Annotated in this window: 19 protein-coding genes and 1 tRNA gene; 16 read left to right on the forward strand and 4 right to left on the reverse strand. The window is 35.4% G+C overall.

Annotated elements, in window-relative coordinates:
- The first annotated feature begins 2 nt into the window (after positions 1-2).
- From EL165_RS23525 to EL165_RS23560, 8 genes are read left to right on the forward strand one after another with little or no spacing between them, the layout of a single operon-like run.
- Positions 3-653 (forward strand): DUF3347 domain-containing protein, encoded by a 651-nt coding sequence (locus EL165_RS23525; RefSeq protein WP_002981092.1) that lies wholly within the window; start codon positions 3-5, stop codon positions 651-653.
- A gap of 15 nt (positions 654-668) precedes the next feature.
- Entirely contained in the window at positions 669-1,961 is a 1,293-nt protein-coding gene (locus EL165_RS26520) for an efflux RND transporter permease subunit (protein ID WP_002981091.1), read from the forward strand.
- On the forward strand, positions 1,958-3,904 hold the full coding sequence (locus EL165_RS26525) for an efflux RND transporter permease subunit (RefSeq protein WP_002981090.1): 1,947 nt from the start codon (positions 1,958-1,960) through the stop codon (positions 3,902-3,904). The genes EL165_RS26520 and EL165_RS26525 overlap by 4 nt, the downstream gene beginning before the upstream one ends.
- Before the next feature lie 16 nt (positions 3,905-3,920).
- Positions 3,921-5,168, forward strand: coding sequence for a TolC family protein (locus EL165_RS23540; RefSeq protein ID WP_108721186.1), 1,248 nt, complete (start codon positions 3,921-3,923; stop codon positions 5,166-5,168).
- Positions 5,165-6,427 (forward strand): heavy metal-binding domain-containing protein, encoded by a 1,263-nt coding sequence (locus EL165_RS23545; RefSeq protein ID WP_105603046.1) that lies wholly within the window; start codon positions 5,165-5,167, stop codon positions 6,425-6,427. Before EL165_RS23540 ends, EL165_RS23545 begins: the two co-directional genes overlap by 4 nt.
- Before the next feature lie 3 nt (positions 6,428-6,430).
- On the forward strand, positions 6,431-7,648 hold the full coding sequence (locus tag EL165_RS23550; protein WP_002981087.1) for an efflux RND transporter periplasmic adaptor subunit: 1,218 nt from the start codon (positions 6,431-6,433) through the stop codon (positions 7,646-7,648).
- A gap of 11 nt (positions 7,649-7,659) precedes the next feature.
- Complete coding sequence (locus EL165_RS23555) at positions 7,660-8,136, forward strand: heme-binding domain-containing protein (RefSeq protein WP_002981086.1); 477 nt, start codon at positions 7,660-7,662, stop codon at positions 8,134-8,136.
- A gap of 13 nt (positions 8,137-8,149) precedes the next feature.
- The gene (locus EL165_RS23560) at positions 8,150-10,420 is read left to right on the forward strand and encodes a multicopper oxidase family protein (RefSeq protein WP_027374967.1); all 2,271 of its coding nucleotides are present in this window, start codon (positions 8,150-8,152) and stop codon (positions 10,418-10,420) included.
- 302 nt (positions 10,421-10,722) lie between these two features.
- Here the strand turns inward: EL165_RS23560 and EL165_RS23565 are convergent, their stop codons facing one another.
- From EL165_RS23565 to EL165_RS23580, 4 genes are all read right to left on the reverse strand, one after another.
- Positions 10,723-10,944: a hypothetical protein gene (locus EL165_RS23565; RefSeq protein ID WP_002981084.1), complete on the reverse strand. Its 222-nt coding sequence runs from the start codon at positions 10,942-10,944 to the stop codon at positions 10,723-10,725.
- A 354-nt stretch (positions 10,945-11,298) separates the two neighbouring features.
- Positions 11,299-12,099 (reverse strand): ImmA/IrrE family metallo-endopeptidase, encoded by an 801-nt coding sequence (locus tag EL165_RS23570; RefSeq protein ID WP_002981083.1) that lies wholly within the window; start codon positions 12,097-12,099, stop codon positions 11,299-11,301.
- The gene (locus tag EL165_RS23575) at positions 12,092-12,436 is read right to left on the reverse strand and encodes a hypothetical protein (protein WP_002981082.1); all 345 of its coding nucleotides are present in this window, start codon (positions 12,434-12,436) and stop codon (positions 12,092-12,094) included. Before EL165_RS23575 ends, EL165_RS23570 begins: the two co-directional genes overlap by 8 nt.
- Positions 12,423-13,118 (reverse strand): hypothetical protein, encoded by a 696-nt coding sequence (locus EL165_RS23580; protein ID WP_002981081.1) that lies wholly within the window; start codon positions 13,116-13,118, stop codon positions 12,423-12,425. The genes EL165_RS23575 and EL165_RS23580 overlap by 14 nt, the downstream gene beginning before the upstream one ends.
- A 166-nt stretch (positions 13,119-13,284) precedes the next feature.
- On the opposite strand from EL165_RS23580, the gene EL165_RS25985 reads away from it, so the two are divergent.
- The 8 genes from EL165_RS25985 (at position 13,285) to EL165_RS23615 (ending at position 21,488) form a co-directional block, all read left to right on the forward strand.
- Positions 13,285-13,461 (forward strand): hypothetical protein, encoded by a 177-nt coding sequence (locus EL165_RS25985; protein ID WP_002981080.1) that lies wholly within the window; start codon positions 13,285-13,287, stop codon positions 13,459-13,461.
- A 261-nt stretch (positions 13,462-13,722) separates the two neighbouring features.
- Entirely contained in the window at positions 13,723-14,709 is a 987-nt protein-coding gene (locus EL165_RS23585; protein ID WP_002981079.1) for a CBASS oligonucleotide cyclase, read from the forward strand.
- A gap of 8 nt (positions 14,710-14,717) precedes the next feature.
- Positions 14,718-15,227, forward strand: a complete 510-nt coding sequence (locus EL165_RS23590) for an HORMA-1 domain-containing protein (RefSeq protein WP_002981078.1) — start codon at positions 14,718-14,720, stop codon at positions 15,225-15,227.
- 2 nt (positions 15,228-15,229) lie between these two features.
- Positions 15,230-16,114, forward strand: a complete 885-nt coding sequence (locus EL165_RS23595; RefSeq protein WP_002981077.1) for an AAA family ATPase — start codon at positions 15,230-15,232, stop codon at positions 16,112-16,114.
- Positions 16,111-16,932 (forward strand): SMODS-associated NUDIX domain-containing protein, encoded by an 822-nt coding sequence (locus EL165_RS23600; RefSeq protein ID WP_002981076.1) that lies wholly within the window; start codon positions 16,111-16,113, stop codon positions 16,930-16,932. The genes EL165_RS23595 and EL165_RS23600 overlap by 4 nt, the downstream gene beginning before the upstream one ends.
- A gap of 463 nt (positions 16,933-17,395) precedes the next feature.
- Positions 17,396-17,469 (forward strand) — tRNA-Asp (locus EL165_RS23605).
- Between the two features lie 968 nt (positions 17,470-18,437).
- Positions 18,438-19,148: a polysaccharide biosynthesis/export family protein gene (locus EL165_RS23610; protein WP_228370543.1), complete on the forward strand. Its 711-nt coding sequence runs from the start codon at positions 18,438-18,440 to the stop codon at positions 19,146-19,148.
- A 3-nt stretch (positions 19,149-19,151) separates the two neighbouring features.
- The gene (locus tag EL165_RS23615) at positions 19,152-21,488 is read left to right on the forward strand and encodes a GumC family protein (protein WP_002981073.1); all 2,337 of its coding nucleotides are present in this window, start codon (positions 19,152-19,154) and stop codon (positions 21,486-21,488) included.

Here is a 21,488-nt window from a genome sequence, read left to right on the forward strand (position 1 = left end):
AAATGAAAAATCTAACATTATCAATCATTGCTGTTATCATGGCATTTGTAACAGTATCATGCAATCAGGCATCCAACAAAAACGAGCAGTCTTCAAATGATACTGCTGTTGTATCACAAGAACAGCCAGCTTCCCAACCAAAAGAGGATGATACGGTAGCTGCGCCCGCTGTGAGCGAAACACCGAGCGGTCAGGAAGCAAAAGGAAAAGAAGAAGCAAAAAACTTTTCTATTGCGCCCATAGTTACCGATTATCTGTCCTTAAAGAACGCCCTTGTTTCGGACGATGACAAAGCCGCCGCCAGTTCAGGGAAAAAGCTGTTAGCTACCCTGAATAAAGTGGACATGAAAGCCGTTCCTGCCGATAAGCACAAAAAGTACATGGACATAGCGGACGATGCTAAAGAACAAGCAGAACATATCGGGGAAAATGTCGGCAACATCCACCACCAGCGGGAACATTTGGCCTCGCTTGGCGAAGATTTGAAAGACCTGATTGATTTGTTCGGTACATCGCAAACATTGTATCAGGACCATTGTCCGATGTTCAATGACGGTAAGGGTGCTGTTTGGTTCAGCGAAAACAAGGAAATCAAAAACCCTTACTACGGTTCAAAAATGATTAGCTGTGGTTCTGTAAAAAAGCAGTATTAAAATGAAAAATAAATCATGGTACAAAAAATAATAGAACTGTCCTTGAAAAACAGGTATATCGTGCTGCTTATAGCAGCCGGTTTACTTGTTTGGGGCATTTCAGCAGTTAAGAAAAATCCGATAGATGCAATTCCTGACCTAAGTGAAAACCAAGTAATAGTTTTCACTGAATGGATGGGACGCAGTCCACAGACTATCGAAGACCAAGTAACCTACCCTTTAGTAAGCAACTTACAGGGAATACCCAAAGTAAAGAACGTAAGAGGCACATCAATGTTCGGAATGAGTTTCGTGTATATCATCTTCGATGACGATGTTGATGTTTATTGGGCTCGTACACGAGTCATGGAAAGACTTAATTATGCTCAAAGGCTATTGCCACAGGAGGTTGTACCAACGCTTGGTCCTGATGGGACAGGCGTTGGTCATATATACTGGTATCATTTGGATGCACCGCAGATGGAACTTGGAGAGCAGCGCGCATTGCAGGATTGGTATATCAAGTTAGCACTGCAAACTGTACCAGGTGTTGCAGAAGTAGCCTCCTTTGGAGGATATGAAAAACAATATCAGTTAGTCGTTGACCCCGTAAAGCTCCAGTATTACAATATCTCCCTTATGGATGTAATGAATAAAGTAAAAGCAAACAACAATGATGTTGGTGGTCGCAAATTTGAAATGGCAGATATGGCTTACATTATACGAGGTTTGGGGTATATAAAGAATACTGCTGATATTGAAAAAATTGCAGTAGGCAACTATAATGGCATTCCGGTAAGAGTAAAAGACATCGGAAGCGTACAAATGGGCGGAGATTTGCGGCTGGGTATATTTGACCAAAATGGAGAAGGAGAAGTTGTGGGAGGAATTGTAGTAATGCGCTATGGCGAAAATGCAGACCAAGTGATAAAAGCCGTTAAAGAAAAAATCAAAGATGTTGAAAAAGGTTTACCGGCTGGCGTAACATTAAAAACTTCTTATGACAGAAGTACATTAATCGAAGCAGCTATCGAAAATATCAAACATAAGCTCGCAGAGGAAATTATTGCAGTCGCCTTTATTGTAATTCTTTTCCTGTTCCACTGGCGGAGTGCATTAAGTATCATTATTCAAATTCCAGTTACCGTTGCCATCAGTTTTATCATATTGAACGCTTTTGGGTTATCATCCAATATTATGTCCCTTACCGGAATTGCGCTGGCAATCGGGGTAATTGTAGATAACGGAATTATAATGTCAGAGAACTCTTATAGAAATCTTTCCGTTTGGCAAAATGAGCGTAAACAAAAAACATCCGACCCATCATGAAAATAAAATGGTTTAAAAAGAAAGCCAATAAAAATGTTGGCTACGAAAAAATTCCAGAGGAAGTACGACTTAGTATCATTGAGAAATCATGCAAGCAGGTTTCAAGAGGCGTATTTTTTTCAACGATTATCATTGTAACTTCATTTTTACCTGTATTCCTACTCACAGGGCAGGAAGGCAAACTTTTCCATCCGCTTGCTTATACCAAAACGTTTATATTGGTCGTGGATGCTTTATTGGTACTTACGCTTGCGCCGGTGCTGATTTCTTTCTTTATGAAAGGCAAGTTTAAAAGTGAGCATTCAAACCCAATAAACCGGGGCTTGGAAAAGCTGTATGAGCCTGTTATAAAATGGTGTGTAAAATGGCGAAAAACCGTATTGGGTATCAACATCGCTGCACTTATTATAAGTATTCCAATGATATTAAATCTTGGGAGGGAATTTATGCCACCACTCGATGAGGGTTCATTGTTATTTATGCCCGTTACATTACCCGATGTTTCTAATTCAGAAGCCAAACGAATATTGCAGGTTCAGGATAAGATTATTAAATCTGTACCGGAAGTAGCGCACGTTTTAGGTAAAGCTGGCAGGGCGAATACTGCTACAGATAATTCTCCAATCAGTATGATTGAAACTATCATTTTGTTAAAACCACAAAATGAATGGCGGGACGGAATAAAAAAGAATGACATCATTAATGAACTAAATGCGAAACTTCAAATGCCCGGAGTAACAAATGGTTGGACAATGCCCATTATAAACCGCATCAATATGTTATCAACCGGCATCCGTACCGATGTCGGCATAAAAGTTTATGGTCAAAATCTCGATAGCATCTATTCATTATCGCAAAAAATTAAAACGGAGCTTGATGGCGTGGCAGGTATTAAAGATATGTATGTAGAACCAATAACGGGAGGTAAATATGTTGATATTGTTATAAACCGAGATGAAATTGCCCGATACAATATAAGCATAGACGATGTAAACAATTTGGTTGAAAGCGCGTTGGGCGGTATGAAATTGACCACTACCATTGAGGGAAGGCAGCGCTTCTCTGTAAATGCCCGTTACGGACAGGATTTCAGAAATAATATTGAAGCACTTAAACGCCTGCCCGTTCAAACAATGGATTTTGGCTCTATTCCATTAGGAAGTGTTGCAGAAGTTAAGCTATCAGAGGGGGCTCCAATGATTAACTCTGAAAATGCAATGTTAAGAGGTACAGTTCTGTTCAACGTTAGGGAAAGAGACCTTGGCAGCACAGTAGAAGAAGCTAAAGCCAAGCTGAATAATATGATGCTTAAAATGCCTCAGGGATATTTTTTAGAGTGGAGTGGACAATATGAAAACCTTATAAGGGGCGAACAAACACTGAAATGGATTATGCCCATTGTATTAGTTATCATATTTCTGTCTATGTATTTTGCTTTTCATTCTATGAGAGAGGCTTTCTTCAATCTCATCAGTATTCCATTCGCTCTGATTGGAGGAGTATTTATGATTAGTCTATGGGGTGTAAACCTTTCTGTAGCTGTAGCTGTTGGATTTATTGCCCTGTTTGGCCTTGCTGTCGAAACAGGAATTGTTATGGTCATCTACCTCAATGATGCCATGCAACAATTGGTGCTATTAAAAGGAAATAGTCGTGAAACCATTACAAACGAAGACCTTAGAGAATACGTAATACACGGTGCGGCAAAACGCTTACGTCCAAAAATAATGACCGTGTGTGTAACCCTGTTCGGGCTGGTTCCCATATTATGGAGTACCGGCGTAGGCAGTGATATGATGAAACCAATCGTATTGCCGATGGTTGGAGGCGTATTTACTTCAGCAATCCATATTCTGCTGGTTACACCAATTATCTTCCTGATGCAAAAAGAATATGAGCTGAAAAAATTCGGAAAGATTGACGTATTAGATGCAGCACATTAAAATCAAAAAATCAGAAATGAAAAAGATAATTTTTACAGCATTTATAGTATGTCTTTTTACCAATATAAATGCACAGGTTATAAGCCTCCAAAATGTTATAGACAGCATACAAACCAATCATCCCATTGTGAAGATGTACGACAATGAAATTCGTTCTATGGATGAAGCAGCAAAAGGCGCACGAAGCTGGATGCCGCCAACAATTGGTGTTGGACAGTTTATGACACCTTACAACGTGAACCTTTGGAAAAGAGATGGTGAGATGAAAGGAATGGGTTCGGCTATGCTGTCGATAGAACAGATGATACCCAATAAGAAAAAGTTGGATGCTGAAGAAGCATATATGAACGCAATGTCATCCGTAGAAAAAGAAAATAAAGGAGCGGGCATAAATGAAATTATACAGGATGCCAAACTCTTATACTCCGAATGGATTGTGTTACTGAAACGACTGGATGTAGTTGCCGAAAACGAAAAGATGCTCAACTTCATGATTAAGAATGCAGAAATACGGTATAAGAACGGAGTAGGTAAAATAGGTGCATATTATAAAGCTAAAGCAGCGCTCGGAAGCACCCATAATATGCAGATTATGTATGAAAATGATATCAAGGAAAAACGCATCAGATTAAATACCCTTATGGGGCGAAACCCTATGGCTCCTTTTGAAATTGATACAATATTTTCATTCAACGATTATTCGGATATGGTATTTGATACTGCACTGTTCAACAAAAACCGGAGTGACCTGAAATCATTAGACCAGCAGATACGGTTAACAACTCTGAAACAGGAAACAGAGCGACAAAGCCTGAAACCTGAATTTGGTGTTCGATTTGAAAATATGTATGGCTTTGGAGGACAGCCCATGCAATACACAGCAATGGCAATGGTAAAACTGCCTTTTGTCAATTGGGCTTCAAAGATGAGCAAAGCTAATATTGCAAGTTTGAAGTGGAAAGCAGATGCCCTTAGTTCTCAAAAAAACATGATGATAAATGAATACAGTGGTATGGCATATGGCATGAGAAATGAGTTCGACCTCAAAAAAAATCAGCTTAGTCTTTATAGGGATGACATCATTCCGGCTTTGAAAAATAATTTCAAAACAATGCAGCTCGGTTACGAGCAAAATACCGAGGAATTATTTATGCTGTATGATGCATGGGAAAAACTGAACATGACACAACTGGAATACCTCGATATTTTATCAAAAGCATTTGAGATGCAAATAACAATAGACCGTTTAATTGAAAGAAAATGAAATATATAATTTGTTTTTTGATGATTATTCTTGTACTGTATAGTTGTAACAACAATACAGACAAGACCAGTCATCCCGACAACAGTCACACTGCTAAAAATAGCCCGACATATACCTGCCCCATGCACCCCGAAGTTACCAGCAACAAGCCCGGTAAATGCCCCAAGTGCGGAATGGAATTGGTGCAAAAAACAGTAAATACAAATGAAACGGAAAGTATTGAGTTGAATACACTGCTTAAGCCGACTAATGAATTTGTTATATCAGACATTCCTACTATTAGGATGCAGTCAGAGCATAAAGACATAACCGTACAGGCTCTTGGAAATATTGCTTATGATACCCGACAAACGGGAAATATATCCGCCAGAATATCCGGCAGGATTGAAAAGCTTTATATACGTTATAAATTCCAAAAAATAGCAAAGGGGCAGAAAGTGATGGATATTTATAGCCCCGAACTGATGGAAGCGCAAGTGAATTTATTGTTTCTATTAAAAAATGATGCTACGAACAATATGATGATAAATGCGGCTAAGCAAAAATTGCTATTACTTGGAATGAGCGAAAACCAATTGCAGAGTATCATCCAAAAAGGAAAGCCTGATTTATCCGTATCTGTTTACAGTAACTATGCCGGACATATTCACGAAACCGGCACAGCCGGGTCAATGGGCAGTAGTACATCACCCTCAAATTCGATGGGAGAAATATCTGAAACATCTTCTGAACTTAGCCTGAAAGAAGGTATGTATGTTCAAAAAGGACAAACTATTTTTAATGTATTTAACCCGGGAAAATCGTGGGTGTTGTTAAATATTTTCCCCGAGGATGTACCGCTTGTAAAGACAGGTCAAACAGTAAGTATTATACCGGAAGTAGCTCCGGAGAAGAAATTTATAGGAACTATTGGGTTTATAGAACCATTTTTCAGACCCGGAAGTAAAACGTTATCCGTGCGTGTCTATTTTGATAATAACCGTATGCAGTTACCAATCGGAAGTCAGGTTAAATCTGAAATATCAACGGCTGGAATTTCCGGCAATTGGATACCTAAAGAAGCTGTCATTTCCCTTGGATTAACCAAAGTCATTTTGAAAAAAGTAGATAGAGGGTTTATCGTGAATAAAATTGAAACAGGTAATGAAGCGAACGGATATATAGAAGTATTGCAGGGGCTGTTACCCGTGGAAGAGATTGCAGGAAACGCACAGTACCTTATGGATAGTGAAAGTTTTGTAAGAACAAAAAATAATTAGAATATGAAATATTATTTAGTCATAACAATTGCCCTCCTTATGTCGGTTTTGTTGTCTTGTAAAGACAATAAACATGACCATGCAGGTAATAATGATGGTAGTTACTATACCTGTTCCATGCACCCACAGGTTGTATCAGACAAACCCGGTCACTGTCCTATATGTCACATGGAGCTTGTTCGGGTTGAGAAAAGCAAACAAGCAGACCCCAATACCATTCAACTGAATAGCGAACAGATTAAGTTGGGCAACATAAAAACAGACACCTTAAAAGATGGTCTTTTGGGGGATAGAGTAATACTTACAGGTGTATTAAATTTCAATCAGTACAATATGCAATCCGTAAGCTCCAGAGTTATGGGACGGGTAGAAAAACTGCATTATAAAAACGTTGGTGACTTTGTAACCAAAGGTTCCCCGTTAATGGAAATATATAGTGAAGAACTGAACAATGCAAAACAGGAATATTTACTGGCACTGGAAAAGAAGAAAACTTTTGGAAATATTAATTCAATAGATTTTGACCAGCTTATACAAAGTTCAAAGAACAAATTGTTATTGTGGGGTATGACGGATAATCAGGTTAGGGCTTTACAAAGTGCTGGCAAAATTTCGGCAACAACTACATTTTATAGTACGGCTTCGGGTTACATCACAAGTTTGCAGGTTGTAGAGGGCGGTTATGTGGCAGAAGGCGGCACGATAGTAGACTTGGCTGACCTATCTACAATTTGGGCAGAAGCACAGGCTTATTCCTCCCAAATGTCACTTATCAACCAAACAAAAACAGCAACAGTACAAATTCCTGACCTGAATAACAAAGTTATTACTGGCAAAATAGACTTTAGCAACCCCGAGCTTAATCCGTCTTCAAGAATTAATTTGATACGAATTACAGTACCTAATCCAAATAAAGATTTGAAGCCCGGAATGCCTGTATATGTTTTTCTTGAAACGCCGAAGACTAAAGGCATAACCATGCCGGTAGATGCTGTAATAAGAAATGGTAAAAGTGAAACCGTATGGGTACAAACAGGAGAAAAGACATTTAAAAGTAGAATGGTAAAAACGGGAACGGAAATAGATAACAGAATAGAAATCGTTTCAGGATTAGTAGATGGAGATATTGTAGTTGTTTCAGGTGCTTATCTTTTAAACAGCGAATACATTTTTAGGAATGGAGCAGACCCGATGGCAGGACACGACATGAGCAGTATGTAAAACTAATTCAAATGAATAATAAATTAAGAAAACTAAAACCGTTCAATATAGCTGTTGGGATATTGATAATTATTTCAATCTGTATCCAGTTTATCCAGCCGTTACGTAACCAATCAGATGTAGTGCCAGCCACCCATATTGAAAGGGTGTACACCGTACCCCAAAATGTAAAGACTATCCTTGCCCAGTCCTGCTACGACTGCCATAGCAACAATACCCGCTATCCGTGGTACAGTCGTATCCAGCCCGGAGCATGGTACATGGCAGAGCATATAAAAAAGGGGAAAGAGGAACTCAACTTTAGCGAATTTGGCGAATATTCTGCCCGCAGGCAGCGTAACAAGTTCAGGGCTATGGCGGGGCAGGTCAAGGACGGGGAAATGCCTTTGTCGTCATACACACTCATCCATCGCAATGCAGTATTATCACCGGAGGATAAGCAGGTTTTGATGGCGTGGTTTGGCACAATGGAAGACAGCATTAAATAAAATTTTTCAACGAATGAACAGATATAAAAAAATACCCATAAGAATACTGCAAACAGTGCTGATACTGCTTTGCACCCAAACGTTGTTTGCACAGAAAGTAGTGCATTACGACCTGTATGTAAAAGATACCCTTGTCAACTATGCAGGTAAGCAAAAGCGGGCGATTGCCGTAAACGGGCAAATCCCCATGCCCACCCTTACCTTTACCGAGGGCGACACTGCCGAAATAGTGGTGCACAACCAATTGAAAGAAAGCACATCACTTCACTGGCATGGTGTGTTCCTGCCCAATAAAGAAGACGGTGTGCCCTGGCTTACACAAAAACCCATCGCACCGGGCACAACCTACACCTACCGTTTTCCGATTATCCAGCATGGTACGCACTGGTACCATTCCCACTCAGGATTGCAGGAGCAGATTGGAATGTATGGCAGCTTTGTAATGAAAAAGCGCGATAACGATAGAACATTTAGAAAAGGAATTGATGATTTACCAACCGTACCCATCATTTTAAGCGAATGGACAAACCTTAACCCTGATAACATTAACAGAATGTTGCATAATGCGAATGATTGGGCAGCCATCAAAAAAAATGCTACCCAATCTTATGCAGAAGCCATCAAGGAAGGTTACTTTAAAACAAAGATTAAAAACGAATGGAAACGAATGTTGGCGATGGATGTAAGCGATGTATATTATGACAAAATATTAATCAACGGCAATCATACCACAGATTTAAAATCAGTTGATGGCAAAACACTAAAAGCGGGAGATAAAGTAAGATTAAGAGTGTCAAACGGTGGAGCTTCATCCTATTTTTGGTTACGATATGCAGGCGGTAAAATTACTGTAGTAGCCAATGATGGTAATGATGTAGAACCTGTAGAAGTTGATAGGTTAATCATTGCAGTTTCCGAAACTTACGATATTGTAGTAACCATTCCTGAAGATGGTGTTTCTTACGAATTTTTAGCAACTACCGAAGACAGAACACAATCTGCAAGTTATTTTGTAGGTAATGGTATCAAGCAACTTATTTCTCCACTTCCAAAATTGAAATATTTTGAAGGAATGAAAATGATGAACGATATGATGAAAATGAATGGTGATTTAGATGATATGGGAATGAAAATGAGCCTGAACCAAATGGACATGAATGTGGTAATGTATCCTGAAATTACTGGAGATGCTAAGCAAAAGCAAGACCACAGTCAGCACAATATGAATATGGATAATGACCCCAATCGTTACAATGCAAATGCTTTAGGCGATATCAAAACATTGAATTATGCTATGTTACAATCCCCATACAATACCACACTTCCTAAAGACGCACCTGTAAAAGAATTAAAGTTTACCCTTACCGGAAATATGAACCGCTACGTGTGGAGTATGGATAATAAAATACTTTCTGAAACCGATAAAATACCTGTAAAGAAAGGGGAAATTTTGCGCATTACCATTTACAATAACTCAATGATGCGCCATCCAATGCATTTGCACGGCTTTGATTTCAGAGTAATCAATGGTAAAGGAGAAAAATCACCATTGAAGAATGTGTTGGATATAATGCCAATGGAAACCGATACCATTGAGTTTTTAGCGAACGAGGAAGGAGATTGGTTTTTTCATTGTCATATCCTCTATCATATGATGTCTGGTATGAACAGGGTTTTTGCAGTTGATGACTACCAAAATCCATATTTACCCAATAAAAAGCAAGCCTACAATAAATTGCAAAGAGAGAGCAATATGTCGCACTTTATGGCACAGAACGATTTTGCAACCAATGGTAACGATGGGGATGCAATGTTTCAAAATGCGAGATGGAGTTTGGGTACAGAGTGGCGTTTAGGCTACAACGATATGCACGGCTACGAAGTAGAAACTCATTTGGGAAGATACATCGGAAAGATGCAATGGTTTATGCCCTTCATCGGTTTTGATTGGCGTTACCGAAAAATGGGAATAGATGAACACGAAACCAATTTATTCGGACAGAGAAATGAAAAAGATACACGTAGGGCAATTAGCTTAGGTTTTATGTACACATTGCCAATGTTAGTAAATTTCCAGGCAGAAGTATATCATGATGGTATTGTACGCCTTTCTTTAATGCGAGAAGATATTCCTATTACAAAACGATTGAGAGCAGGGTTTATGGTCAACACCGATATGGAATATATGACTGAACTCAGATATATCATTAATAAAAATGTGGGTATACGTACCCATTATGATAGTGATATGGGATTTGGTGTTGGCTTATCTCTTAATTATTAAAATTATAAATTCAACAACCCTATCAGAGGTTTAAAGAAGTATACACGATTCATCTTGATTCTTTTCAAACAAATACAGATATGTATTCATATCTGTATTTGTTTATTAACTATATTTTACGAAAAGAAGCAACCTATCTGCCTTTAAAACAAAAAGTCCTTAAAAGGAGATGAAATCTGATTTTAAGGATTGCATATCTTGATAATTTTATAGTAATCTGTAATGAATTCACGATTATCAACTATTGATTTGGAGTGTTGTACTACTAAGAGAGGTAAAATATCCATTTCTCGTTTTATACACTACAGAATATCCTCGTTAAGTTTTAAAAATAAATCTTTTGAGTTAACTGTTATTCCTGACATTTGAGCATATTTCAATTCCTGTTCAATCAAATTAATATTCTTTAATTGTGCAAAGTTGATAAATACAGATACAATATTTTGATTTTCCTTTAATATTGCTGTGACTTCTTCTTCAAGATGCTTAAAATAATTCTTTTTAAAATCGGACATTTCGCTCATAGTAAATCAGATATTTTAATTATTTTTTCTCTTGTTAAGATATCAAAATACCTATTTTCCTTTTTATTTTTCTAATCATATATAAAACCATTAAAATCAAAAGGGAAAGGGAAGTTTTTACACAGCATCGTTAGATAATTGAAATAAGGTTGTTATATACTTGGATGTAGTCGCCAAATATTATTATACTCTATCCAGTTTAATTCTATAAAAATGATTGAGTTGATTTTTATTAAAATATAATATTTTACTTCCAAATATATAGGTCACTCAATTTACTTTAGATTAAAATTTTGAATATTTACCATAATGTATAAAGCATATTTAGATTAGATTTTTCAATTTAAGGAATATTTAATCTTCCCAAATAATACTTAGTGCACAATTTTCATACACTATACAATGTTCATAGAAAATTCTTCTGGAGTCTTCGGATTTTACATTTTCAAAGCAATCAATAGCAAAAATTTCTTCTGGATTTTCAATTGAAGTTTTTACATTTTTAAAATAATCAGCCATAGCTAAACCTTCAGGAACTTTTTTATCATTAAGTAAGTTCCAGAAAGGGAAGCCCTGACTGTTTTTTTGCCATTTCACAAATCCATTCTCAGCATAAACTATTTTGATAGGATGATTTCCTATTTCTGCAAATCTGAGTGCACATGAAGTTTTACTCACATTATATTCCTTGCTTAACTCATCAATCACTTTAAAACTAAATTTTTTTCTCTTCCATAAATTTCGTTGAAAAGATTCTTCTGGCATTAAGAGACAAGCCGCAAAATAATCTGCTTCTCTTTCAATTTTATCGAATTGAACCCTGTCAATTTTCGAGGGATGAGGTTCTAAAATTCCCAGTTTGAGTCCAACGCGATGTGTGTCTATAAAATAGTGCCCAAGTTCGTGGGCTAGTGTAAATCTAGAACGCGGAGAATTAAACCTATTATGATTATCTATATTAATATGAATATAAAATTCATTATCATCATAAACAGTCATTCCATCAAAAGTCCCTTTGTCATAATGATCATAAAATACCTCAATGTCCTCAGATTCTGCAATAAGATGTAATGGAATTATTTTTTCAGTATTGAAATTTCCACTAATGGATCCAGCAAGCTTTTTAATTTTTGATAAGGAACTGCTATCAATCACCTTTCTTCTTTTTCTGATTCTGTTTCATTTTGTCAAAGACGCTTTGAGAAATATTGCTTTGCCCTTTTCTGGCGACCATTTTCAAACTTTCTATTTCATGACTTAAGTTTGTGTCAATTGATATAATTTTTGATTCTTTTTCAACGCAAAAAGAACCATCAATAATTGATTTGACATTAATACCTGTGTTTTTCAACTTAAAATCATAATCTTCATAAAGTTTATTAAACCTCTCTATCTGAGTTTTATTCTGAGGAAATAAAAAACCTGTTGAATGTAACCAATCATCAAGGTTAGTCTCTGTAACCTTTCCTATATATTTTTTATCTATTCCCATTGAAAGCTTTTAGATAGTTATTAATGTGATCATTAGCTTCTTTTTTATAAACCTGAATTGAATTTTGAACTAAATTCAATCTGTCTCTCAATTTTTTACCCACTGACCTTGGTATATTTTTTTTTCCGGTATTTTCGTAAGCTTTATATGTAAGATACACAATCTTATGTTTTTCAGATAGACCAAGCATAGCTCTCTCAATGATTTCTAATCTAATTTTCAGCTCTCTTTTCTTTTGTATATCATCGTCTCCTACTGTTAACGAAATTAGATCATCAATATTCTCTACAATTGATAAATCGTCTTCATCAGGTTCCGCACAGGTATTTAAATCTCCATATTTTACCAATTGAGTATATACTATTGGATAAAGCCATAACAAAATCGACCGATCAATATCATCCGGATACTTGGCTTTACTTTTATTAAAAGAGTGATATTTCCAAACGCGGGCAAAAGCACAAGTTGCTATTTCAAGTGCAACAACCTCACTGTAATTAAATTTATTACAATATATTTCTGCTTTTTGCAAAATATCTCTTTCAAACCTACTACAAAACTCGGTAAACGCTGCAGCAGCTTCTTCAGGATATTCTTCTTTAAAAGAAATATAATCTATAAGCTCATCACTGGGTAATGTCTCAAAAACTATTTCATCGGTTTTTTTTTGTTCTACATTCATCTATATACCAAAATGCATTACTAATGGAATTAGTATATGAGTGGATAGGCTCATATACTTCAAAGTTAAAAAAATCTTTCTAATGGAATTAGTATATGATTGAAGTTTGTTCAATGGTCAATTCCTTTATGGCCTAGAATGTTAAAGGAAAAAATGCTTACTAATTATGGCAACTAACAAACCGACTGGAGACGGTCACAGAAATGGAGCAGTTAAAGGGCGTTCACAAACCTACAATCCACAAACAGATTCTTGGGTGAAACGCGATACTGCTACAGGTAGATTTATGGATGTAAAAACTTCTAGTAACACTCCCTTCAAAGGAGTTACCAAGGAAAAGTAACTCCATTTAAACTCCAGGTATCCTAAAAATGATACTTGGAGTTTACCAATTTTTAATATCATTATATAAATGAGAAAGAGCTAGTAGTTTTTTGAGGTTCTTTAAAAGATTATAATATGCTTACGGATTTCCGTAATATATTTTTGAAAAATAAAATTACATTTGGCTCTATTTATATTAAAATCAGACTTTTATGACAGTTTGTCATTACTGCTATTGTAGGAGAAAAGTTTGATGTAATAAATTTAATAAACAAAAAAAATGAAATTATCAGACAAAGATTTACAGTTTTTTATTAGTAAAATCAAACTGCAGCCTGAAAACATGGGCAAGTATAGAGATCAGGTAAACAACCTGAAAGAAAAATTAGACAAAAAAATTGCTGAAGATGACAGACATGGATTAAAGGTTGAGAAATATCTTCTCGCTGGTTCGTGGAAAAAACATACGATTTTGAAACCTACGGGAGACCATCCCATAGATATTGATCTTGTACTTTTTGTTACTGGTGATGAAGATATTCATAATGACATTGGGAAGCTTTTTGATTTTATTGTAGAATATTTGGAAGAAATTTATCCACAAAAAGACATTTCTAAAGATGTGGATGCTGCTGGAAACACAAAGTCGGTAACCATTTATTTTTCAGGTTCCGGACTAAGCGTTGATATTGTTCCTGTAGTCCCATTAAGCACACCAAAGGATTATGTATGGCAACCCAGCAGACATGGAAATGGTAAAAAGTATATTACCAGTATTTCCAAGCAGTTAAGTTTTTCACTTAACAGAAGACAAGAAAATTCTGCTTACACTTCAATTGTAAGAGCTATAAAATGGTGGAGAAATTACAAAGAATTAAAACCTTCTGATAATGAACCAGGATTATCTTCTTTTACGATTGAATTGATTGTTGCCTATCTTGACATAAATAAAGGAATCCAAACAAATATCGAAGAAGGAATCATTCGTTTTTTTGAATTTGTAAGTTCTACTGAATTTCCAGAAATTATTTTTCAAGATTCCATTCGTAGTGTTCCGACACAGTACGATTCAGCAATCTATGTTGCTGACAATACTAATAAAGAAAATAATGTTGCAAAGAGAATGACCAAACCAAGATGGGCCGAAATTATTGAAGAGGCTGAAGAGGCATTTGATACTTTGAACTTTGCTCAAGCAAGAAATAATGAAGGAGATACTATACAAGAATGGAAAAGTGTTTTCGGTCCAACCTTTAACATTAAATAAATTAAACTATGTACGGAACAAATACAAAAACAAATACTTATACGGTCCTTGATATAAGAAAAACATTTGAAAGCTGTGAGGCAGATATCAGAACAATTGCCAGACGCACTAATAAGTGGACAATGGAATACGTAGATAAGGTTTTCCATGATGTGCTCAAATATGCAGAAAAATATTATTTACAATCAGTAAGCATAACCTTGATCAATACCAATACGGGTTTGCCAGTGAAAGCAGCTAAATTTATTGTAAATGATTTAGGTGATGCAACCGACAGCGAACGCGCTGGGAAAAATAATGATTGGCCAGATACTGATAACACTTCACTATCAATTATATTATCTCATACTCAGAAATGGAGGAACCTAACTTCTGAAGAGAAAACAAATTTTCAAAAGGAATTAAAACTCAGTTGGGGTAGTACAGATATTAATACTAATTTTCCGCATCTGCAACAGTCAGATGCACAGTTGTATGCAAGTAATGGATATGAATTACAAAAAAAGAATTTTAAATAAATATGAGTACAATTTTTGATAATATAACAGAACTTCCTAGTAGAGAAATTGCCGAAAGAGCTAAACACTTAATTGGTTTTGAAAACAAATATAATAGGATACTTTCGAACTTAAAGCTCTTGCTGGATCAAGAAGGTCTTGTTGAGTGGAGCAAAAAATTTCATAAAACAGAACTTCCAGTAATTTCACAACTGAAAGAAAAATATCCATTAATTATATTGGCAGGTGACGCAGGAACAGGCAAAACTGTTTCTGCCGAGGCCATTGCGGACAGAATGCTTAGGGAATTAAAAAAGGAAGGTTTTTTTCTAAAACTGAGTACAAGAGTTAGAGGAGAAGGTCTTCATGGTCAAATGGGGAATTTAGTAAATGATGCATTTGCTGAACTAAAAACTCAAGCAGGTAAGAAACGAATAGCATTTTTACTAATTGACGAAGCTGATGCAATTGCTTCGACAAGATCTACCATGCAGATGCATCAGGAAGAAAAAGCAGCTGTAAATACATTAATTCAAAAAATTGATGAAATTCGTGAACTAAATGGGCGAGCAATATTGTTTATGTCGACAAACAGATTGCATTTTCTTGATGAAGCTATTGTGAGAAGGGCGGCAATTATTTTAGAATTTGAGCGTCCCACCTTTGAGGAAAGAGTGCTTCTTTTTAAAACCTCTCTCGCTGGTGTTGAAATTACAGATAAGCAGTTAGAGGAATTGGCTAACCTGTCAGGAGAGGAATCGAACAATGGACTTTCTTTTTCTTTTTCAGATATAAGATTAAGAATATTGCCAGAAGCTGTTGCAAAATGTTTCCCGGATAAAGCTTTAGATTTTGAAACTGTCGCCGAGACAATTAAAAAACTTAATCCAAGCCCTAAAATTGTATGAAAAAAGGACCTATCTTTCTACAAATAATTCTGTCTGTTATTCTAATCGTTGGAGGATACATCGAAAAAGGAAACTGGACAGAATCTAAATATTCCACTACGGGATATATCACATTACTTACCTTCATTGTAACTTTTGTATATGAAAACTACAATAGACTTGGGTTTTATTTCCAGTCAAAGGTTTTGTTAAAAAATACTGATGTTCGTGTTTCTATTTCATATCTGTATAGAATAAAAGTTGAAAATGAATACTTGCTTGTTAAAAGCAGAACAAGAAAATATTTTCAGCCTGTGGGTGGTTGTTATAAAACATTACCTGGCTGTGAAAGAAAATTCGAAGAATTAGATGTTAGACCTGATAGAAAATTTGAAACTGAAAAGGGAATTGCAAAAAATGATCTGCGTGTTCATGTAAAAGGTAAAAATCTAATTGAATTTCTTAAATGGTTTGATTCAAAGGAGGATCGTGAGATTTCGCCTTGGAGAGAATTTTGTGAAGAATTAATTGCAACAGAAATTTTAACCTGGCGGCCTTTTAGATACATCGACTATAGATTTAAGAAAAAAATTCAATCACCTATAATTGATTTGGATATGGGAGGTAAAGGTCTTTTTATTTATGAAGTTTTTGATTTAGTAATTAATGATGAGCAAATGCCATTACTTAAAGATTTAAAGAATAAAACATCTGAAAATTACATCTGGGTTACGGATGAAGTTATTCAAACATTAGGTCATGAGACCGGTTCGAAATCTTTTCCACATGAAATTGGACCACATACAAAGTATGCACAAAACTTAAAATGGAGTAAATAAAACATCAATTGTTGATTTTTATGACATAGTACGTTATCATTAGGAGATAATTTGCATTGAATTTACTTTATTAAAATTTTACAATTTATCAAATATAAACCAGATTAGCACAAAAGTAATTTCGTAGTTTTTTAATGTCGTTTATTCAAATATATAATTGACAATTTTGTTATCATGATTATTATTTTAAGAGTGAAAAATATGGAGAGGAATTTTTTGTCTTTGAAAGTCTGTGTTTTAGTAAAAATTAGTGATCAAAAATGGTCTTTTATTTGGAAAAACTAAAAAAAGACATATATTTGCACCAGTAAAAACAAACAATCTTAAACTTATTTAAAAAAGTGACCTATTCGGTGACCTAAAAATAAGAGAACGATATAAAGCTTATGGATAGGGAGTTTTTCAAATAAGAACAAGTCCCGTCCGGATCGCGGAAGTTTTCTCAATTTCTTATTAAAAAATTGATCCGGTAGTTCAGCTGGTTAGAATGCCGCCCTGTCACGGCGGAGGTCGCGGGTTCGAGTCCCGTCCGGATCGCAGCTGCGATATCAAAGTAGTATAAAATACTGTAAAATATAATTTTGCAGTATTTTTTTTGTTATAGGTTTTCAGCATCTCGAAATAAAAACTTTTCAAAAACTTAATTCACAACATTCCGATATTGCACTCATATTTTAAATAAAATTAATATATAGTATTAAAAATATTAATAATAATTGTTACCTTCGTTCAATAATAAAAGCCACTGGTTGTTGAATTAATGGAAAGGGAGTTTTAGATTTATTGTATATGGGGAGTATTTTTAAAATCAAAGTCTTACGGTATATGTCCAGGTGGCAGGCTTTTCTCATCAGTATTTCAGTTAGTTTCCTTCTTACCTTTTTTTTATATTTTTCCCTTTCTAGCCTGGATATACAAAGTGATTTGATTAGGCTTCAAAATGAAAGTGTATTTTCAGTGATAAAGTTTGCTATTCCGCTTGTTCTCATTTTTCATTGCTTTTCTGATATTATTTTCAAACTGACAGCTGAATTTTTTAAAGAGAAAATTTGTGAGAAGAATCTCCGTTATAAGAAAATGATCAGATCATACCTGGATTGAGGAAATTGAACTGATGAATGATAAAAAATAATTGGAGCCATTTAAATTAACATGCAATAACAGAATATCTGAAAATGAAGCATATAGTTAAAATTAGAGAATTATAGAAATAAAAAAGATAATATTAAAACAATAATTTCGCCGTTTTGTTTTTAAACGGAATGAAAATTGCTAGAGAAAGAATTGATTTTGAAATGAGGATTTAAAGTACGCTTTAAAGTATTTAAATGATATAGTAAGCTTTTGTTGCAATATATTTAAATAAGATTGAAATCAGTTAGGTAAACCTAAATAATAACACAAGTAGATAAGAATAATAACATATGAATAAAACTATTATTGCATATATAGTACTGTTATCGGTTACTTTATTATCATGCAGACCGAAGCAGAATATGATATATATGTCAAAGCATAATATGGAAGAGGAGGTTGCAAAAGCCAAGTTTCAGGGCTTACATATTCAGGAAGGAGATGTTCTTCTGATTCTTGTATCTGCACTCGATGAAATTGCTGTAAAACCTTTTAATCTTAATACTGTAAATAAGGTAGGGAGTGTATCAAGTACAGGGACTAATCAATATTCCCAGCCAAGTGAGTATCTTGTGAATGAAGAAGGCTATATCTCTTTTCCGGTTTTAGGAAATGTGTATGCAAAAGGTATGACCCAGGTACAGTTAAAACAGGAACTTGAATCCCGTCTTAAGAGATACCTTACAGATCCATTGGTGACTATTACCTTGAAAAATTTTAATGTAAGTATTTTAGGTGAAGTGAAAGAACCGGGACAGAAAGAAAGTGTTTCTCAGAAAATCAATATTTTTCAGGCGCTTGGTCTTGCTGGTGATATGACGGACTTCGGAGATCGTACTAATGTGAAACTTATCCGTACAGGGGAGGATGGAACCGATCAGATTGTTAATGTTGACCTTACGAGATCTGATATTGTAAGTTCGCCGTACTATTATATGAAACAGAATGATATATTATATGTACAGCCTGATAAAAATAAACAAGTCCAGGCCAACTCGAACCCTAACAGAGCCCTTACTTTCCAGATCATTGGTGCTTTACTGACAGCTGGTACACTTATTATTGCTTTAACACGACGATAAAATATGCAGCAGATAGAACTTCAACCAAAGGAAGAAAAATTAAACTTAAAGAAAGCCATCTCCAAATATCTTTATAAATGGCCATGGTTTGTGGCCTCCATTATAATCTGTGTAGCAGTCGCTTTTATTTATTTAAGATATAGTATTCCAAAATATCAGTCAAAAACTACCCTAAAATTCGATAAAAAACAAAACGATCTTACTTCAGCTCTTGCTGATCTTGATAATCTTGGTATTGGTTTGGGTAATTCTGATGAGCTTAAAGGGGAAGCCGCAATTGTCAATTCGCGGCCTTTGTTAATGCAGGTTGTGAAAAATCTTAACCTTACTGTAGAGTATTTCAATGCAGGAGATATTAAAGATTCGCAATTGTTCGGTAAAACTCCTATTACTGCAAAGGTATTAAACTATACTAAAGAAAAATTTGTAAAAGTTGAATATATCTTAACAAACGTAAAAGGCGATCAGTTTACGCTTCAAAGCCCTAAGAAAAAAGATATTACGGGGAGATTCAATACCTCTATAAAGCTTGATTTCGGAACTGTAGTATTTCAAAGAAATCCAGGCTTTGCCGTTAAATCAAACTATAAAATTGTTTTCTCAAGTCCGCTAGAGAAAATAAAAAAGCTTGAAAAAACCATACAGACCAATATTCCTGATGAAAAAGCAATGCTGATGGATATTAGTCTTACAGGGTCTCTTCCTGAAAAGTCTGAAGCTATTCTTAATGAGGTTACTAAGCAGTATAACCTTGATGGACAGAGGGATAAAAATTTACAAGCTCAGAATACACAGGAATTTATTGATAAAAGACTGGAAGTAATAACCAAAGACCTTTCAGGGGTAGAAAACCAAAAAGAAGATTTTCAGAACCGTAACCGTATTGTAGACCTTCAGGCACAGGCTGAACTGGCACTACAGAATACAAGTGAAAACACCAAGCTTCTTCTTCAGCAACAGGCTCAACTTGATCTCCTTAATTCACTTTCAGGAGAAGCTTCGAAAGGCAATAATCAGCTTATGCCATCAAATCTTGGTTTGAATCCTTCGCTTGAACAAGCTATTTCTCAATATAATTCATTGATCATCAGTAGAAATAAAACCCTTAAACAGGCTACTAATGAAAACCCTGCTATTATAGAAATGAACAAGGAAATTGCTTCCTTGAAAGAAGTTATCCGTGATAATATCCAAGAGCAGAAGCAAGCAGTGCAGACAGGTATTTCTCAGCTTCAGAACCAGATCAATACGAATAATAATATGATTGAAAAGGTTCCTGGGCAATCTAAAGTTTATAGAGGTATTGAACGTCAGCAAAATCTTAAGGAACAATTATTTTTGTTCCTGCTTCAAAAAAGAGAGGAGAATGCAATTAATCTGTCAGTAGATGTTCCGAAAGCAAAAATTGTAAATCCTGCATTTACAGACGATACGCCAGTATCGCCCAAAAAAGAGATCATTCTTCCAGCGGCTTTATTACTGGGAATATTAATTCCATTTGGTATTTTCTATCTGTTATTCCTTCTGGATGATAAAATTTATAGCAGAGAGGATATTAAGGAACGTTCAGGTCTTGGTGTATTGGTAGATATCCCTTCACTTACAGATTCTGAGAATCATTTGGTACAGAAAAACGATTTTTCAGAATTGGCAGAAGCTTTCAGGGTTCTTGTTTCCAATTTAAAATTTGTATTACCTGTAAAGGATTCAGCTAAAGTTATTATGGTTACTTCTTCCGTGAAAGGAGAAGGAAAAACCCTGGTATCTGTGAATCTCGCACTTACCATCGCAAATAAAAATGCAAGAGCTCTTCTTATTGGATCTGATATGAGGAATCCTCAGATTCAGAGGTATGATAACGAACCTGTTAAAAGAAAAGGTCTTACTGAGTTTTTATATGATGAATCAGTAAAGGTTGAAGAGCTTATCCATACTTCAACGACCAATCCTTCATGTGATGTTATCTATGCGGGAGCTATTCCTCCAAACCCTCAGGAACTACTTTCCAACGGACGTTACCAGAAGCTTATTGAGCAGATGTCTTCTCAATATACTTATATTATTATTGACTCTGCACCATTGATGCTTGTTTCAGACACATTAAGCATTGCAGATACCGCAGATGCAACATTATATGTAGTAAGATCGGGAGTATCAAAAAATATCCTGATTGATTTTGCAAACGATCTGGTAAGAGATTCAAAACTTTCCAATGTATCCTTTGTAATTAATGATGTTTCGAAAAGAGCAGGCGGATATGGATACAACTATAGCTATGGTTATGGTTACAGTCAGACAAAGGCCAAGAAAAGTTGGTGGAGTAAAATTTTCAAATCATAA

The sequence above is a fragment of the Chryseobacterium gleum genome (assembly GCF_900636535.1).
Lineage (GTDB): Bacteria > Bacteroidota > Bacteroidia > Flavobacteriales > Weeksellaceae > Chryseobacterium > Chryseobacterium gleum.

Coding starts and splice junctions, on each gene's coding strand:
- EL165_RS23525 (WP_002981092.1), top strand. CDS start 3: ATGAAAAATCTAACATTATCAATCATTGCTGTTATCATGGCATTTGTA.
- EL165_RS26520 (WP_002981091.1), top strand. CDS start 669: ATGGTACAAAAAATAATAGAACTGTCCTTGAAAAACAGGTATATCGTG.
- EL165_RS26525 (WP_002981090.1), top strand. CDS start 1,958: ATGAAAATAAAATGGTTTAAAAAGAAAGCCAATAAAAATGTTGGCTAC.
- EL165_RS23540 (WP_108721186.1), top strand. CDS start 3,921: ATGAAAAAGATAATTTTTACAGCATTTATAGTATGTCTTTTTACCAAT.
- EL165_RS23545 (WP_105603046.1), top strand. CDS start 5,165: ATGAAATATATAATTTGTTTTTTGATGATTATTCTTGTACTGTATAGT.
- EL165_RS23550 (WP_002981087.1), top strand. CDS start 6,431: ATGAAATATTATTTAGTCATAACAATTGCCCTCCTTATGTCGGTTTTG.
- EL165_RS23555 (WP_002981086.1), top strand. CDS start 7,660: ATGAATAATAAATTAAGAAAACTAAAACCGTTCAATATAGCTGTTGGG.
- EL165_RS23560 (WP_027374967.1), top strand. CDS start 8,150: ATGAACAGATATAAAAAAATACCCATAAGAATACTGCAAACAGTGCTG.
- EL165_RS23565 (WP_002981084.1), bottom strand. CDS start 10,944: ATGAGCGAAATGTCCGATTTTAAAAAGAATTATTTTAAGCATCTTGAA.
- EL165_RS23575 (WP_002981082.1), bottom strand. CDS start 12,436: ATGGGAATAGATAAAAAATATATAGGAAAGGTTACAGAGACTAACCTT.
- EL165_RS23580 (WP_002981081.1), bottom strand. CDS start 13,118: ATGAATGTAGAACAAAAAAAAACCGATGAAATAGTTTTTGAGACATTA.
- EL165_RS25985 (WP_002981080.1), top strand. CDS start 13,285: ATGGCAACTAACAAACCGACTGGAGACGGTCACAGAAATGGAGCAGTT.
- EL165_RS23585 (WP_002981079.1), top strand. CDS start 13,723: ATGAAATTATCAGACAAAGATTTACAGTTTTTTATTAGTAAAATCAAA.
- EL165_RS23590 (WP_002981078.1), top strand. CDS start 14,718: ATGTACGGAACAAATACAAAAACAAATACTTATACGGTCCTTGATATA.
- EL165_RS23595 (WP_002981077.1), top strand. CDS start 15,230: ATGAGTACAATTTTTGATAATATAACAGAACTTCCTAGTAGAGAAATT.
- EL165_RS23600 (WP_002981076.1), top strand. CDS start 16,111: ATGAAAAAAGGACCTATCTTTCTACAAATAATTCTGTCTGTTATTCTA.
- EL165_RS23610 (WP_228370543.1), top strand. CDS start 18,438: ATGTCAAAGCATAATATGGAAGAGGAGGTTGCAAAAGCCAAGTTTCAG.
- EL165_RS23615 (WP_002981073.1), top strand. CDS start 19,152: ATGCAGCAGATAGAACTTCAACCAAAGGAAGAAAAATTAAACTTAAAG.